The organism is Geodermatophilus dictyosporus (assembly GCF_900115505.1).
GTDB classification, from domain to species: domain Bacteria; phylum Actinomycetota; class Actinomycetes; order Mycobacteriales; family Geodermatophilaceae; genus Geodermatophilus; species Geodermatophilus dictyosporus.
This window is the reverse complement of sequence record NZ_FOWQ01000011.1, coordinates 119,202-133,405: the sequence shown is the minus strand read 5'-3', so window position 1 is coordinate 133,405 and position 14,204 is coordinate 119,202. Positions and strand designations below refer to the sequence as shown.

At 75.5% G+C, this 14,204-nt stretch carries 15 protein-coding genes; 6 read left to right on the top strand and 9 right to left on the bottom strand.

Going from position 1 to position 14,204, the window contains the following annotated elements:
* Positions 1-69: 69 nt before the first annotated feature.
* Together npdG and BMZ33_RS21510 are read right to left on the bottom strand one after the other, a co-directional pair.
* Entirely contained in the window at positions 70-753 is a 684-nt protein-coding gene (npdG, locus tag BMZ33_RS21515; RefSeq protein WP_091116424.1) for an NADPH-dependent F420 reductase, read from the bottom strand.
* Positions 754-812: 59 nt separating this feature from the next.
* Positions 813-1,859, bottom strand: a complete 1,047-nt coding sequence (locus tag BMZ33_RS21510) for an LLM class F420-dependent oxidoreductase (RefSeq protein ID WP_091116420.1) — start codon at positions 1,857-1,859, stop codon at positions 813-815.
* A 141-nt stretch (positions 1,860-2,000) separates the two neighbouring features.
* Between BMZ33_RS21510 and BMZ33_RS21505 the strand changes: the two genes are divergently transcribed.
* Positions 2,001-2,666, top strand: coding sequence for a hypothetical protein (locus BMZ33_RS21505; RefSeq protein WP_091116416.1), 666 nt, complete (start codon positions 2,001-2,003; stop codon positions 2,664-2,666).
* Between the two features lie 19 nt (positions 2,667-2,685).
* On the opposite strand, the gene BMZ33_RS21500 is transcribed toward BMZ33_RS21505, so the two are convergent.
* The 3 genes from BMZ33_RS21500 to BMZ33_RS21490 all read right to left on the bottom strand — a co-directional run bounded on the left by BMZ33_RS21500 (position 2,686) and on the right by BMZ33_RS21490 (position 7,543).
* Positions 2,686-4,467: a protein kinase domain-containing protein gene (locus BMZ33_RS21500; RefSeq protein WP_136697380.1), complete on the bottom strand. Its 1,782-nt coding sequence runs from the start codon at positions 4,465-4,467 to the stop codon at positions 2,686-2,688.
* Between the two features lie 179 nt (positions 4,468-4,646).
* Positions 4,647-6,035, bottom strand: a complete 1,389-nt coding sequence (locus BMZ33_RS21495) for a metallopeptidase TldD-related protein (RefSeq protein ID WP_091116411.1) — start codon at positions 6,033-6,035, stop codon at positions 4,647-4,649.
* Positions 6,032-7,543: a TldD/PmbA family protein gene (locus BMZ33_RS21490; protein WP_091116407.1), complete on the bottom strand. Its 1,512-nt coding sequence runs from the start codon at positions 7,541-7,543 to the stop codon at positions 6,032-6,034. Before BMZ33_RS21490 ends, BMZ33_RS21495 begins: the two co-directional genes overlap by 4 nt.
* Before the next feature lie 25 nt (positions 7,544-7,568).
* On the opposite strand from BMZ33_RS21490, the gene BMZ33_RS21485 reads away from it, so the two are divergent.
* Together BMZ33_RS21485 and BMZ33_RS21480 are read left to right on the top strand one after the other, a co-directional pair.
* Complete coding sequence (locus tag BMZ33_RS21485; protein ID WP_091116404.1) at positions 7,569-7,958, top strand: hypothetical protein; 390 nt, start codon at positions 7,569-7,571, stop codon at positions 7,956-7,958.
* A gap of 29 nt (positions 7,959-7,987) precedes the next feature.
* Positions 7,988-8,788 (top strand): MBL fold metallo-hydrolase, encoded by an 801-nt coding sequence (locus BMZ33_RS21480; protein ID WP_091116401.1) that lies wholly within the window; start codon positions 7,988-7,990, stop codon positions 8,786-8,788.
* Between the two features lie 4 nt (positions 8,789-8,792).
* On the opposite strand, the gene BMZ33_RS21475 is transcribed toward BMZ33_RS21480, so the two are convergent.
* From BMZ33_RS21475 to BMZ33_RS21465, 3 genes are all read right to left on the bottom strand, one after another.
* A complete protein-coding gene (locus BMZ33_RS21475) occupies positions 8,793-9,272 on the bottom strand; it encodes an SRPBCC family protein (protein WP_091116397.1) in 480 nt (159 codons plus the stop codon).
* Positions 9,269-9,619, bottom strand: a complete 351-nt coding sequence (locus BMZ33_RS21470) for an ArsR/SmtB family transcription factor (protein WP_091116393.1) — start codon at positions 9,617-9,619, stop codon at positions 9,269-9,271. Before BMZ33_RS21470 ends, BMZ33_RS21475 begins: the two co-directional genes overlap by 4 nt.
* 162 nt (positions 9,620-9,781) lie before the next feature.
* Positions 9,782-11,077 (bottom strand): amidohydrolase family protein, encoded by a 1,296-nt coding sequence (locus BMZ33_RS21465; RefSeq protein ID WP_091116389.1) that lies wholly within the window; start codon positions 11,075-11,077, stop codon positions 9,782-9,784.
* Positions 11,078-11,157: 80 nt separating this feature from the next.
* Here BMZ33_RS21465 and BMZ33_RS21460 point away from each other — a divergent pair, with 80 nt between their 5' ends.
* The 3 genes from BMZ33_RS21460 to BMZ33_RS21450 are packed head-to-tail and all read left to right on the top strand — an operon-like array spanning position 11,158 to position 13,144.
* The gene (locus BMZ33_RS21460) at positions 11,158-11,847 is read left to right on the top strand and encodes a DedA family protein (RefSeq protein ID WP_091116385.1); all 690 of its coding nucleotides are present in this window, start codon (positions 11,158-11,160) and stop codon (positions 11,845-11,847) included.
* Positions 11,844-12,524: an HAD-IA family hydrolase gene (locus BMZ33_RS21455; protein WP_091116380.1), complete on the top strand. Its 681-nt coding sequence runs from the start codon at positions 11,844-11,846 to the stop codon at positions 12,522-12,524. The genes BMZ33_RS21460 and BMZ33_RS21455 overlap by 4 nt, the downstream gene beginning before the upstream one ends.
* The gene (locus BMZ33_RS21450; RefSeq protein ID WP_091116377.1) at positions 12,521-13,144 is read left to right on the top strand and encodes an alpha/beta hydrolase family protein; all 624 of its coding nucleotides are present in this window, start codon (positions 12,521-12,523) and stop codon (positions 13,142-13,144) included. Before BMZ33_RS21455 ends, BMZ33_RS21450 begins: the two co-directional genes overlap by 4 nt.
* 46 nt (positions 13,145-13,190) lie before the next feature.
* Here BMZ33_RS21450 and BMZ33_RS21445 read toward each other — a convergent pair whose 3' ends face one another.
* Positions 13,191-14,195 (bottom strand): SRPBCC family protein, encoded by a 1,005-nt coding sequence (locus BMZ33_RS21445; RefSeq protein ID WP_091116372.1) that lies wholly within the window; start codon positions 14,193-14,195, stop codon positions 13,191-13,193.
* Positions 14,196-14,204 lie beyond the last annotated feature (9 nt).

Below are 14,204 nucleotides of genomic sequence, written 5' to 3'. Positions count from 1 at the left end.
GAGGAGCAGCCGTGCGGTATGGCAGTCGGTTTCGTCTCCGTCGTCACACGCGTCCCAGCCGCGACGCGGTCACACGTCGGTGACCCGCAGCCCGGCGTGCGCCTTGTACCGGCGGTTGACGCTGATCAGGTTCGCGGTGAGCGCCTCGACCTGGTGGGCGTTGCGCAGCCGGCCCGCGTAGACCCCGCGCATGCCGGGGACGACGCCGGCGAGGGCCTGCACCAGGTCGGTCGCCTCGCGGTCCTCGCCGAGCACCAGGACGTCGGTGTCCACCTCGGCGACCTCCGGGTCCTCGAGCAGGACGGCGCTGACGTGGTGGAAGGCGGCCACCACCCGGCTGTCGGGCAGCAGGCCCGCGGCCTGCTCGGCGGCCGACCCCTCGGGGACGGCGAGCGCGAAGGCGCCGCGCTTGTCGAAGCCCAGCGGGTTGACGCAGTCGACGACGACCTTGCCGGCGAGCTCCCCTCGCAGGTCGGCGAGCAGGTCCGCGTGGCCGTCCCACGGCACGGCGACCACGACGACGTCCCCGGCGCCGGCCGCCGCGCGGTTGTCGTCGCCGGTCACGTCCCCGCCGGTGGCCGCGGCGAGGTCGGCGGCGGTGGCCTGGGCGCGCCCGGCGTCCCGGCTGCCCAGGACGACGCGCACGCCGGCCGCGGCGAACCGGCGGGCCAGCCCACGCCCCTGCGGGCCGGTGCCGCCGAGCACCGCCACGGTCAGGCCCTCGGGCACGGTGGTCGTCTGGGGGTCGGTCACGGCAGGTCTCCTCCCGGCGCTCCCCGGCGGAGCACCCGGGACCGCACGCTAGCCGGAGGTCAGCGCGCGTCCGCCAGCTCCCGGAGCTGCTCGACGGTGCGCAGCCGGCCGGCACGGTCGGGCTGCACCAGGGAGGTCACCAGCGTGGTGACGCCGGCGTCGCGGAGGGCCGCCAGCCGCTCGGCCACCCAGCCGCGGGGGCCGACCAGCGAGGTGGCCGCCACCAGCTCGTCGGGGACGGCCGCGGCGGCCTCCTCCTTGCGCCCGGCGAGGTAGAGGTCCTGCACGGTCGCCGCGGCGTCGGCGTAGCCGTAGCGGACGGCGAGCTGGTTGTAGAAGTTCCTCCCGCGCGCGCCCATGCCGCCGACGTAGAGCGCCAGTTGCGCGCGCTCCCGGGCGCGCAGCGGTGCGACGTCCTCCCCGATGGCACACGGGACGCCGACCCGCACGTCGAGCGGCCCCAGCGCCGGATCGCGCCTCGCCGTCCCGGCCGCGAGCGGGGCGCCCCAGGTCTCGGCCGCCTTCTCCGGCACGAAGAAGATCGGCTCCCAGCCCTCGGCCACCTCGGCGGTCATCTCGACGTTCTTCGGCCCGATGGCGGCGATGGCGACCGGGATGCGCTCGCGCACCGGGGTGTTGACCAGCTTCAGCGGCCTGCCCAGGCCGGTGCCCTGGTCGGGAGGGAGCGGGATCGAGTAGTGGCGTCCGCGGTGCTCGATGCGCTCGCGCCGCCACACCGCCCGGCAGATCTCGACGATCTCGCGCAGCCGGCCCAGCGGTGCGTCGTAGGGGACGCCGTGGAAGCCCTCGACCACCTGCGGGCCGCTGGCGCCCAGGCCCAGGGTGAAGCGCCCGCCGGACACGGCGTCCAGGCCGGCCGCGGTCATCGCCGTCAGCGTGGGCGTGCGGGTGAACGCCTGCAGGATGCCGCTGGTCAGCTCCAGGCGGTCGGTGACGGCGGCGAGGTACCCGAGTTGGCTGACCGCGTCGAAGCTGTAGGCCTCGGCCACCGAGACCAGCTGCAGGCCGGCCCGCTCGAGTTCGCTGATCTCGGCCGCCACCTCGTGGAAGCCGCCGTCGTACCGGATCCGCATGCCGACGCGCACGGCGTCACGCTAGGCCCGGTGGCCGACGGGGAGGACGCCGGCGACCGTCGGTGACCATCCTCGTTCCGTATCCGCGGGGCCGTCCCGGAACGCCCGGGTGCCCTATCCTCCGGCGACGAACACGGACGACGGGGGACGGGGATGGCCGTGCAGTGGGACAGCGGGATCCGGGCACTGCAAGCGGGCGTGGCCGCGGCCTGCCTGGTGGCGACGGCGGCGTGCGGCGGCGGGGGGTCGTTCACCGCCGCACCGACGCAGGGCACCTCGGCCGCCCCCACGACGTCGACCGCGGCGACCACGACCGCGACCACCGGAGCACCGACGACGACTGCACCCACCACGGCGTCCGCGACGGAGACCGGCTCCGGCGGCCCGCTGGAGACCGACGACGCCGGCCGCCGTCTCACCCTGCGCGACTTCTTCGAGCCGGGCTCGTCCTGGGAGGAGGAGCGGTACGACGTCGCCGGTCAGCAGGACGTCCAGGGGATCGCCACGGACGTGTCCTCCTGCTACGGGTTCCAGCGTGAGGACGCGCTGGAGCTCCGCCTGGGCAACAACTTCGAGACTCTCGAACTCTCCGTGGCCCAGGCCGACGACTCACGGAGCTCCGACCAGCAGCTGACCGTGCAGGTGCTGGCGAACAACGCACAGGTTGAGATCCGCAGCGTGCCCTTCAACGAGGTCCTGACCCTGAGCATCCCGGTCGAGGGCGTGAACGCCCTGAGGATCGAGTTGGCGCTCGACGAGGACGACCCCGAGTGCAGCGGCGCGGTGACCGCCGTCCTGACCGACGTCGAGGTCCGCTGAGGCCGCACTTGCGACCGGATCAGTCCCGGCCCGCGCCACCCTCCACCGGCAGTGCACCGGTCCCGAGCCGGCGCAGCGAGGCGACGAGCACGTTGTCGCCGCGCACTTCCACCACGCACGCGGCGGCCTCGGGAAGGAGCCGGAGTTCGGCGTCCACCTGGTCGAAGGGCCTGCCCAGGTAGGAGTCCGCGCGCTGCCGGCAGTCGAGGGGAGTTCCCCCCACTGCCTCAGCGACCACCTCGGTCCGGTGCGGTCGCTCGCAGGACACCTCTCGCCCCACCTCGTCGGCACACCGCCGCCACGCATCGTCGTCGGCGCCGAGCAGGACATCGCGCGCCGGCCCGGGCGGCGCGTCCGCCGGCACATCCACCACGCAGACGGTGGCGCCGTCGACCGTCCGGGACGCTGGGACCACTGAGGCGCGCAGCACGTCCTCGCCCGCGACGCCGCCGAGGTGGCCGAGCAGCGTGGCGACGTCGCAGGGACCGTCCGTGGCCACCACCTCGGCTGCGTGGGGGATGGCGCAGGAGCTCGGGGTGCCCGCCGCGTCGAGGCAGGTCCCGGGCGCGACCGGAGCCTGCGTGCCGGTGCCGGGGACGTCACCACCGCCTGCGTCCTCCGTGGGGCCGGGGACATCGGTCGACGTCGGAGCGGCCACCGTTCCGTCGGTCCCGGGTGCCGCCGGATCGGGCCACACCACCCAGACCACGCCGCCGGCCAGGGCGAGCACCGCACCGCAAACAGCGGCCGTCACGGCCTGGCGCCTCCGTCGCGGGCGAGGCAACACCTCGCGTCCGGGGACGTCGGCGCCCGGTGCGGGCGAAGGCACTGGCCCACCGGGCCCGGCGGGTGGGACGGTGCCGGGTGGGGGGAGGGCGCCGGGCTTCGGGACGTCGCCGCGTGGCGGGATGGCACCAGGTGGCGGAGGGACCAGGGGCGTCCCGCGGACGGTCTCCGGCGCCGGCCCGGGCCGGTCGAGCGCCGACCGTGCCGCGGCGGCGAGGGCGCCGGCCGTCGGGTAGCGGTCGGACGGGACCTTCGCCATGGCACGTGTGCAGACCTCAGCCAAGGGCGCCGGGAGATCTGGACGCAGCGCACGCGGGTCGGGCACCGGCCCGTAGAGCGCAGCCGCGATCAGCGCAGCGGGGAGGTCTGCGTCGAAGGCTCGACGGCCGGTGAGCAGTTCGAACAGCAGCGCACCGAGGGCGTAGACGTCCGTCCTGCGGTCCGGCGTCGTCCCGGCGAACTGCTCTGGTGCAGCGTAGGCGTGAGTGAGAGGGACGCCCACCTCCGTCAGCCGGGCGGCGTCGAGGTCCCGGACGATGCCGAAGTCAGTGACGACGGCCCGCTCACCCAGGGTCCCCACGTCGCGCAGGAGGACGTTCGCGGGCTTGATGTCCCGGTGTACGAGCCCTTGGTCGTGCGCGTGATCCAGCGCGGCCGCGACGCCCTCCACCACCGCCACAGCACGCTCCGGCGCGAAGGTCCCCTGCTCCATCAGGACGGACTCGAGGTCCGGTCCCGGGACGAGGTCCATCACCAGGTAGACGACGTCCCCCTCCTCGCCGCGGTCGCGCACCCCGGCGATGTTCGGGTGGTCGAGTCGGCACAGCACCTCCGCCTCCCGGGCGAAGCGGGCCCGGGACTCGGCGCTGGCGATGAGTCCCGGCGCGAGCACCTTGAGGGCGACGTCCTTGGGCAGGTTCGGGTGACGGGCGACATAGACCGCGCCCATGGCACCGGCGCCGAGCCGCCGGACGATCTCATACCCGCCGACCCGTGCGCCCGCTGCCAACACCACGACACCCCCGCTGTCCGGCACCCGTCACCGGGTGGCCTCGGAGGGTAGCGATCGGACCGCCCCTGACGGTCGTGCGACGGCGCCACCGCCGGGAGGCACCCCGGAGGTTCTCCGGGGTCTCGTGCGCGCCCCCGGGGTGCTGCAGGACCCCGAAAGGTCGGAGAACGCCCCGGCGACGTTCAGCTGGCGGGGGACACCGAGCTCATGTTGAAGTCCGGCACCCGCACCGGCGGCATGGCGGCGCGGGTGAACCAGTCGTTCCACTCGCGCGGCAGGGTCCGCTCGGTGCGGCCGGCCTGCGAGATGCGGCCCAGCAGGTCCACCGGCGACTCGTTCCACCGGAAGTTGTTCACCGCGCCGGTCACCTCGCCGCCCTCGACGAGGAAGACGCCGTCGCGGGTCAGGCCGGTGAGCAGCAGCGTCTGCGGATCGACCTCGCGGATGTACCAGAGCGTGGTCAGCAGCAGCCCGCGGTCGGTGGCGGCCACCATCTCGTCCTGCGTGGCGGTGGTGTCCGGCGCCTCGAGGACCAGGTTGTCGACGGCGGCCACGGCCGGCGCGGTGGTCTTCAGCGCCCACGCCCGCGGCCGCACCAGGTTGGTCAGCACGCCGTCGCGGATCCAGTCCACGGCCGGGGTCGCCATGCCGTTGTCGAACACCGACGCGGCGGCCGAGGAGCTACCGACCACCTGGAACGCGGCGGCCTCCAGGCCCGGTTCGGCCGGGTCGCTGCGCAGCGTCAGCGGCAGCTGCGCCAGCCGGTCGCCGATCCGGTTGCCGCCGCCGGGCCGGGCGAAGACGTTGCGGCCCTCGTCGGCGTCGCGGGCCTCCATCGTCCAGTAGGCGTAGAGCATCAGGTCGCTGACCGCCGACGGCGGCAGCAGGGTCTCGTACCGGCCCGCGGGGAGGTCGACCCGGCGCTGCGACCAGCCGAGCTTGCGCTCGACGTCGGCGGCGAGGTCGGGCACCGAGACGTCGCGGAAGTCGCGGGTGCCCACGCCGGCCCACACCGACCGGGAGAAGTCGGTGCTCTTGCCGTTGAGCTCCACCCGGCCGCTGGGCTGGTCGTGCCGCAGCCGCAGGCCCGTCGAGGTGCCCAGGTAGGTCGTGGTGAGTGAGTGCTCGGCGTAGCCGAACAGCAGGTCGCCGCGGTCCCGGGCGCCGCCGAAGGCCTCCCCCAGCGCCGGCGCGAACTCGGCGAACACCTCGATGGAGGTCTCGGCCGGGTCGGCGTCCCAGTCCCCCGCCCCCGCCGGCGGCTCGCTCAGCAGCGGCACGGCGTCCTCGGCCGGGCCGGCGTCGCGGGCGGCCTGCTCGCTGGCGGCCACCAGCGCGGTGACGTCCGGTGTGCCGGTCCGCGCGACCGTGCCGGCCGCCATCCCGGCGCCGCCGTCGACGAACGAGACGACGACGACCTGCCGCGAGCGCATCGCCCCGTTGGTGGTCAGGCTGTTCGACGCCCACCGCAGGTTGGCCTCGGTGCTCTCGACGACGTAGGCGACGCAGCCGTCCGCGGTCGAGGCCGCCAGGACCTCCTCCACCAGTTGCTGCGCCGTCAGCCGGCTCATCGCCCGCCCTCCTGCACCGTGTTGAGGATGGACACGCCCTCGAAGAGCGCGGCCGGGCAGCCGTGGCTGACCGGGGCGACCTGGCCGGGCTGGGCCTTGCCGCAGTTGAACGCCCCGCCCAGGCGGTAGGTGGACGGCCCGCCGACGGCGCGCATCGAGCCCCAGAAGTCCGTCGTCGTCGCCTGGTAGGCCACGTCGCGCAGCTGCCCCGCCAGCCGCCCGCCCTCGATCCGGTGGAAGCGCTGGCCGGTGAACTGGAAGTTGTAGCGCTGCATGTCGATCGACCAGCTCTTGTCGCCGACGACGTAGATGCCGCGCTCCACCCCGCCGATCAGGCCGGCGAGGTCGGGGCCGTCGGGGTGAGGCTGCAGCGAGACGTTGGCCATCCGCTGCACCGGCACGTGCCGCGGCGAGTCGGCGAACGCGCAGCCGTTGGAGCGCGCCATGCCGCCGAGCCGGGCGGTGTTGCGGTCGACCTGGTAGCCCACCAGCACGCCGTCGCGCACGATGTCCCACCGCTGCGCCTCGACGCCCTCGTCGTCCCAGCCGATGGTCGACAGGCCGTGGTCCACCGTGCGGTCGCCGGTCACGTGCATGAGCGGCGAGCCGTACTGCAGGCTGCCGAGCTTGTCGACGGTCGCGAACGACGTCCCGGCGTAGGCCGCCTCGTAGCCCAGCGCGCGGTCGAGCTCGGTGGCGTGGCCGACCGACTCGTGGATGGTCAGCCACAGGTTGGACGGGTCGACGACGAGGTCGTAGCGGCCCGGCTCGACCGAGGGCGCCTTGGTCTTCTCGCGCAGCAGCTCGGGGAGCTCGGCCAGCTCGCCGTCCCAGTCCCAGTGCCCGCCGGTGACGAACTCCCAGCCGCGGCCGACCGGCGGGGCGAGGGTCCGCATGCTCTCGAAGGCGCCGGTGGTGCGGTCGACGGTCAGCGCGTCGAACACCGGGTGGATGCGCACGCGCTGCTGGCGGGTGCGGGTGCCGGAGGTGTCGGCGTAGTACTTCTGCTCCTTGACGTGGGTGCAGCCCGACTGCACGTGCTCCACGCCGTCGGCGGCCAGCAGCCGCTCCGACCACTCGGTGAGCAGCGCCGTCTTCTCCGCGTCGGGTACCTCGAAGGGGTCGACGTCGTAGGCCGACACCCAGCTGCCCTCGTGCGGCGGCTCCGGCGCCAGCTCCACGCGGTCGCTGGCGACCGCGGCCGACACCTTCGCCACGGCGACCGCCTGCTCGGCCAGCCGCACGGCCTCCGCGGCGGTGAGGACGACGCCGGCGGCGAAGCCCCACGTGCCCTCGTGCACCACCCGGACGGCCAGGCCGAGGTCCTCGCCGTCGGCGAGCGCCTCCAGGCGGGCGTCGCGCAGGGTGATCGACTGGGTGCGGATCCGCTCCACTCGCAGGTCGGCGTGCTCGCAGCCGAGGTCGACCGCGCGGGTGAGCGCCGCCTCGGTGAGCGCGGACAGGGGCAGGGCGAGGAAGGACTCGTCGACGTCCCGGGGCTGCACCATCGCCTCTGTCTACCAGGATGGCCGGGTGCTCCACGCCCGGGTCCGTGCCGACCTCGCCGCCGTCCTGGCCCTCCTCGCGGCGTCCGCCGCGGTCGGCGTCCTGGCCCTGGCGACCGCGCGCGGCCTCGTCCCGCTGGGCGGCGACTCCTACCGGACGGAGTTCGTCAGCGGCTGGTGGTGGCTGGCCTTCCTGCTGGCGCCGGTGCCCGCGCTCGCCGGCCGGCGGCGGCCCGTGGTGGCGCGGGTCCTGGTGCTCGCGCTGGTCGGCCCGCAGTTCGTCACCGCGGTGGTGTGCGTGACCCGCTACCGGGAGTCCGGCTTCGGCGAGGGCCTGGAGGCGCTCGCCTTCCTGCACCCGCTGCTGCTCACCGCCGTGGCCGCGGTGCTGGTCGCCGCGCTGCGCCGGCGCGGCTGACCACCCGCCGCGCGGGGTAGGGGGCGCGCATGACCGGCCCGGACGACGTCACCCTCACCTTCGGCGGCAACGCGACGACGCTGCTCCGGCTGGGCGGGTTCACCCTGCTCACCGACCCGAACTTCGTCCGCCGCGGGGAGCGGGTGTACCTGGGCAAGGGCCTGTTCGCCAAGCGGCTGACCGACCCGGCGCTGCTGCCGGAGGACCTGCCCGACCTCGACGCCGTCCTGCTCTCCCACCTGCACGGCGACCACTGGGACCGGATCGCCTACGCCACCATCGACAAGGCCACGCCGGTCGTCACCACCCAGGCGGCGGCCCGCACGCTCGGCTCCCGCGGCTTCTCGGCCACGGCCGACCTGCGGCCCTGGCAGGTGCACGAGATCGGCGGCGACGGCGAGACGCTGCGGATCACCTCGGTGCCCGGTGAGCACGGCCCCGGCCTGCTGGCGAAGGTGCTGCCGCCGGTCATGGGCAGCGTGCTGGAGCTGCTCCGCGGCGGCGAGGTGACCTGGCGCGGGTACATCACCGGCGACACGCTCTTCCGCCCCTACCTCGCCGAGGTGCTGCAGCGGTGCGGCCCGCTCGACGTCGTCGTCCCGCACCTGGGCGGGACCAGGGCGCTGGGCTTCACGGTGACCATGGACGGCCGGCAGGGCGCCGACCTGGTGGAGCTGCTGAAGCCGCCGGTCACCGTGCCGGTGCACTTCGACGACTACGACCGGTTCGCCTCGCCGCTCGGCGACTTCGTGCGGGAGGTCGCCGAGCGGCGGGCGCCGGGTGAGCTGCGGACCGTCGTGCGCGGGGAGACGATCTCGCTGCGCCCGTGAGCGCTCAGCCGGCCAGCACCTCGTCGAGGCGCTCGTAGCCCTCGACGACGCCGGTCTCCATGCCGCTGGCCAGGAAGGCGTCGCGGCCCTCGAAGGAGTCGACCAGCGAGGTGGCGGTCAGCCGGGTGCGGCCGTTGCCGAGGTCCTCGAGGACGAGCTTCTCCAGCGCGACGCCGTCGGGCGCGCCCTCGAAGGTGAACGTCTGCACGATCAGCTCGTCGGGCCGGACGTCGTGGAAGCAGCCGCGGAAGGCGTACTCGCCGTTCGCGTCGCTGTGCACGTAGCGGTAGGAGCCGCCCGGCCGGCAGTCGAAGGAGTCGATCCGCATCTCCAGCCCGCGCGGGCCCAGCCACCGCACGAGCAGCTCCGGGTCGGTGTGCGCGCGGAACACCCTGCTCGGCGGGGCGTCGAACTCGCGGGTGATGCGGACCAGCGGGACGTCGGGGTCGGCGACGATCTGCGTCTCGCGCGTGCTGGTGGTCATGACGGGTTCCTCTCCTGGGATGGGTCGTCCGGCAGGGACCGGAGGACGTCGTCGAGGCGGCGGTAGCGCTCCTCGGCCTGGCGCCGGTAGCGCTCGATCCACTTCGTCATCAGGTCGAACACCTCCGCCTCCAAGTGCACCGGGCGCCGTTGGGCCTCCCGGCTGCGGCTGACCAGGCCGGCGTCCTCGAGCACCCGGAGGTGCTTCGAGACCGCCTGGACGGTCACGTCGTAGGGGGCGGCGAGCTCGCCGACCGTCGCGTCACCGACCGCGAGCCGGGCGACGATGTCGCGCCGGGTCGGGTCGGCCAGTGCCGCGAACACCCGGGAGAGCTCGTCTGCCGCCACCTGCGACTCCCTATATCAACCAACTGGTTGATAAAGAGGGTAGGCCTCCGCGTGCCCGTCGTCAACCGTCTGGTTGAGGAACGGCGGGTGCCCGTCCTCCCCACCGCCCACCGTCGGGGAGGACGCACCACGATCAGGTCACCTGATCGTGGCGGCGCCCCCTCAGCCGGCGAGGCGGGCGGCGCGCTGCGCCACCTCGGTCCGCAGCGCACCGGCGTCGACGCCGGTGACCGTGCCGTCGGCCACCACCGGCCGGCCGCCCACCCACACGTCACGGATCAGCCGGGACACCCCCGACCAGACCAGGTGGGTGAGCCAGTCGGCGTCATCACCCACCGGCTCGAAGCCGAGGTCGAGGGTGTCGACGTGCACCAGGTCGGCCCGCCGCCCGGCCGCCACCTGGCCCAGGTCGGGCCGGCCGATCGCGTCGGCGGCCCCGCCGGTGGCCAGCCAGAACGCCTCCGCCGCGGTCAGCGCGGTGGCCGACGCCTCCCGCAGCCGGGCGAGCTGCGCGGCCAGCCGGACCTCGGCGAGCAGGTCCAGCCCGTCGTTGGACGCCGGACCGTCGGTACCGAGGCCCACCCGGATGCCGCGGTCGAGCATGTCCCGCACCCGCGCCAGGCCGCTGGCCAGCTTGGCGTTGCTGGCCGGGCAGTGCGCGACGGCGACGTCGTACTCGGCCCACAGCTCCAGGTCGCCGTCGTCCATGTGCACGCAGTGCGCGGCCAGCACCCGCCCGCCCAGGACGTCGTGCGCGGCGAGCAGCGCCGGCACCGACAGCCCGTGCGTGGCCAGCAGGTCGGCGCCCTCGCCGGCGGTCTCGGCCACGTGCAGGTGCAGCAGCATCCCGTGCTCCCGGCACAGCTCCGCGGCCCGGCGCAGCAGGGGCAGGGGCACGGTGTAGGCCGCGTGCGGGCCCAGGCCGTACTCGACGCTGCCGTCGTCGGGCACGCGGGAGGCCAGGTCGACGGCGGCGGCCATCTGCTCCTCCAGCGGCGGCATCCCGGGCAGCGGCACCATCGGCGCGGGGATCACCGCACGGGCGCCGGTCGCGGTGACCGCGGCGGCGATCCGCTCGGGCGAGAAGTACATCTCCACGCTGGTGGTGACCCCGCCGCGCAGCATCTCCGCCGACGCGGCGGTCATCGCGACCTCGACGTCCTCGGGGGTCAGCCGCGCCTCCCGCGGCCACATCACCTCGCGCAGCCAGCGGTCCAGCGGCAGCCCCTCGCCCTGGCCGCGGAAGAGCACCATCGGCGCGTGCGAGTGGGTGTTCACCAGCCCCGGCACGAGCAGGCCCGGCAGCGCCACGACGTCGGCGTCGCCCGCCGGCGGGGCCTCGGCCGAGGGCCCCACCCAGGTGATCCGGCCGTCGTCGACGTCGACGGCGGCGTCGGGGACGACGGTGCCCGCCCGGTCCCCGACGACGACGGCCCGGGCGGTCAGGCGCTGGCGCATGGCGGCACGCTAGCCCCAGCGGCCCCCCGCGTCCCGGCGGCGTCCGGGCGGTCCGCAGGGGGCGCCTCTACCGTGGACCCATGTCCCTCCTCGCCGCCGCCGCCTCAGACCAGGGCGGGATCACCGGCTTCCTGCTCGACCTCGTCGAGAGCCTGGGGCCCGTCGGCGTGGGGTTCAGCATCCTGCTCGAGACGGTCATCCCGCCGATCCCCAGCGAGGCGGTCCTCGGCCTGGCCGGCGTGCTGATCAACGACGGCCAGATGAACATGGTCGCCGTCATCACCTTCGCCACGATCGGCTCGATCCTCGGCGCGCTCTTCTTCTACTACGTCGGCCGGGCCCTGGGCCCGCGGCGGTCGCACGCCTTCCTCGACCGGCTGCCCCTGGTGGAGACCGCCGACGTCGACAAGACCTTCGCCTGGTTCGAGCGGCACGGCCGCTCGGCGGTGTTCTTCGGCCGCATGGTGCCGATCGTGCGCAGCTTCATCTCCGTGCCCGCGGGGGTGGTGCGGATGCCGATCCTGCAGTTCGTCCTCTACTCCGCGGCCGGCAGCCTGATCTGGAACACCGTCCTGGTCACCCTCGGCGTCCTGGCCGGCGACTTCCTGCAGGACAACCTGCACTACCTCGACTACGCGGTGGTCGCGGCCTTCGCCCTCGGCATCGGCTACCTGGTCTACAAGCGCGTCCAGGACGTGCGCCACCACCGGCGCCGGCGCTCCACGGCGGGGCGGGCCGAGGACGCCGGCCGCGAACGGCCGACGGCGTGAGCGGGCACGCCGGCGCCCGCCGCCCGCACGTCGTCGCCTTCGACGTCAACGAGACGCTGCTCGACCTGGCGCCGGTGCAGGCCGCGCTGGTCGAGCTCGGCCTGCCCGGGCACCTGCTGGCCACCGTCTTCGGCCGGACGCTGCAGACCGGGTTCGCCGCCACCGTGGCCGGCACCTGGCTGCCCTTCCGCGCCGCGTTCGACTCCGCGCTGGCCCAGCTCACCGACCTGGCCGACGACGACCGCTCGCAGGTGGCCGACGCCTTCCTCGAGCTCTCCCCCCACCCCGACGTCGAGCCCGCGCTGCGCCGGCTGACCGCGGCCGGCGTGCGGGCGGTGACCCTCACCCACGGCTCCCCCGGCGTGACCGAGGCCGGGCTCGAGCGCGGCGGCATCACGCCGCTGGTCGAGCGGTCGCTGAGCAGCGAGACGGTGCGCGCCTGGAAGCCCTCGCGCGCGGCCTACCTGTGGGCCGCGGGCACGTGCCGGGTCGAGCCGGCACGGATGGCGCTGGTGGCCGCGCACGGCTGGGACGTGCTGGGCGCGGAGCGGGCCGGGCTGACCGGGGCCTGGTTCCCGCGCGGCGAGCGGGTCTACCCGCCGGCCTACCCGGCTCCCGCCGTCGTCGCGCCGGACCTCGCCGGCGCGGTCGAGGCGCTGCTCGCCCTGCCGGAGTGAGGCTCGTCGAGACCCCGCTCGGCCCCGCCGGCGTGCACCGCGACGGGCCGGACGAGAGCCCGCTCGGCACGCTCGTCCTCGGTCACGGCGCGGGCGGCGGGGTGGGCTCGGCCGACCTGACCGCCGTCACCGCGGCGGCGGCCGGCGCGGGCTGGCGGGTGCTGCGGGTGGCCCAGCCGTGGCAGGTGGCCGGCCGGCGGATCGCGCCGGCCCCGCAGCACCTGGACACCGCCTGGACGGCGGTCCTCGACGCGGTGCGCCCCGGGCTCGCCGGGCCGCTGGTGCTCGGCGGCCGGAGCGCCGGCGCGCGGGTGGCCTGCCGGACGGCGACGGCCCTCGGCGCCGACGGCGTCCTGGCGCTGGCGTTCCCGCTGCACCCGCCGGGCCGGCCGGAGCGCAGCCGGGCCGCCGAGCTGGCCGCCGCCGGGGTGCCGCTGGTGGTGGTGCAGGGGGCCACTGACGCGTTCGGCCGCCCGGCGGAGGTCGGGGCGGCGCTCGCCGGGGTGCCGGCCGCCTCGGTGGCCGAGGTGCCCGGCGACCACTCGCTGTCGCGGGCACCGGAGGCCGTGGCCGCCGCGGCGCTGGCCTGGCTGGCGGACCTGGCCGCGGTCAGGAGCTGACCACCGCCCGCGCGCACGCGCGGGCGGTGGTCGGACGGCCGGCGGCTCAGCGGCGGCGGCGCCGGCGGACGACGAGCGTGACGAGCAGCAGCACCGCGGCCACCCCGGCGGCCGGGAGGGCGAAGCGGGCCGCCGCAGCGCCACCGGCGACCTCGAGCAGGTCGATCGGCTCGGGCTCGGGCGCCGGCTGCCGCGGGGCGGCCGACGGGGTGCTGCGCGGCGGGGCGCCGGTGGCCGGGCGGGTGGGCGGCGCGGTCGTGCCGGACGGCGGGCCGCTGGGGGCCGCGCCGGTGCCGGCCGGCACGGTGTCCCCGCCGGCGGCCACCGCGGTCACCGGCGTCGTGTCGGTGGAGCCGACCGCGGTGATCGGCGCGGTGGGCGGGTTGGCCACCGCGGCGTGCCGGCCGGTGCTCGTGTCGGTCGCAGCAGCAGCCGCCTCGCGCGTCGCCGTCCCCGCCTCCCGCACCTTCTGCGCGACGGCGTTGTCGCCCGGCGTCTGCTCCACCGAGGCGGCGACCTCCTCGACGACGCCGGTCGCGGTCGCGGTGACCGAGCCGGGGGCGTCGACCTGCGCCGCCTCGGCGCGCGCCGCGTCACCCTGCGCGTCGCCCTCGCCCAGCTGGGCGGCGAGCTTGTCGGCGAACTGGCCGAGCAGCTTGTTGCCGACGTCGGTCATCACGCCGCGGCCGAACTGGGCAGGGCGGCCGGTGATGTTGAGGTCGGTGAGGACGTCGACCCGCGTACTGCTGCCCTCGCCCTTGAGCTGGGCGGTGATGAGGGCGGCCGCGGTGCCGTTGCCGCGCTGGTCCTTGCCGCGCCCGTCGATGACGGCCCTGTGCGCGGCCTCGTCCTTCTCCACGAAGGACGCCTTGCCCTGGTAGGTCAGGTTGATCGGGCCGAGCTTGACCTTGACCCGGCCGGTGAACGAGTCGCCCTCGACGGAGTCCAGCGCGGCACCGGGCATGCACGGGGCGATGCGCTCGATGTCGAGCAGGACCCGCCAGGCCTCGTCGACGGGCACGGGGACGGTGAACGAGTTCTCCAGCTGCACGGTGCGACC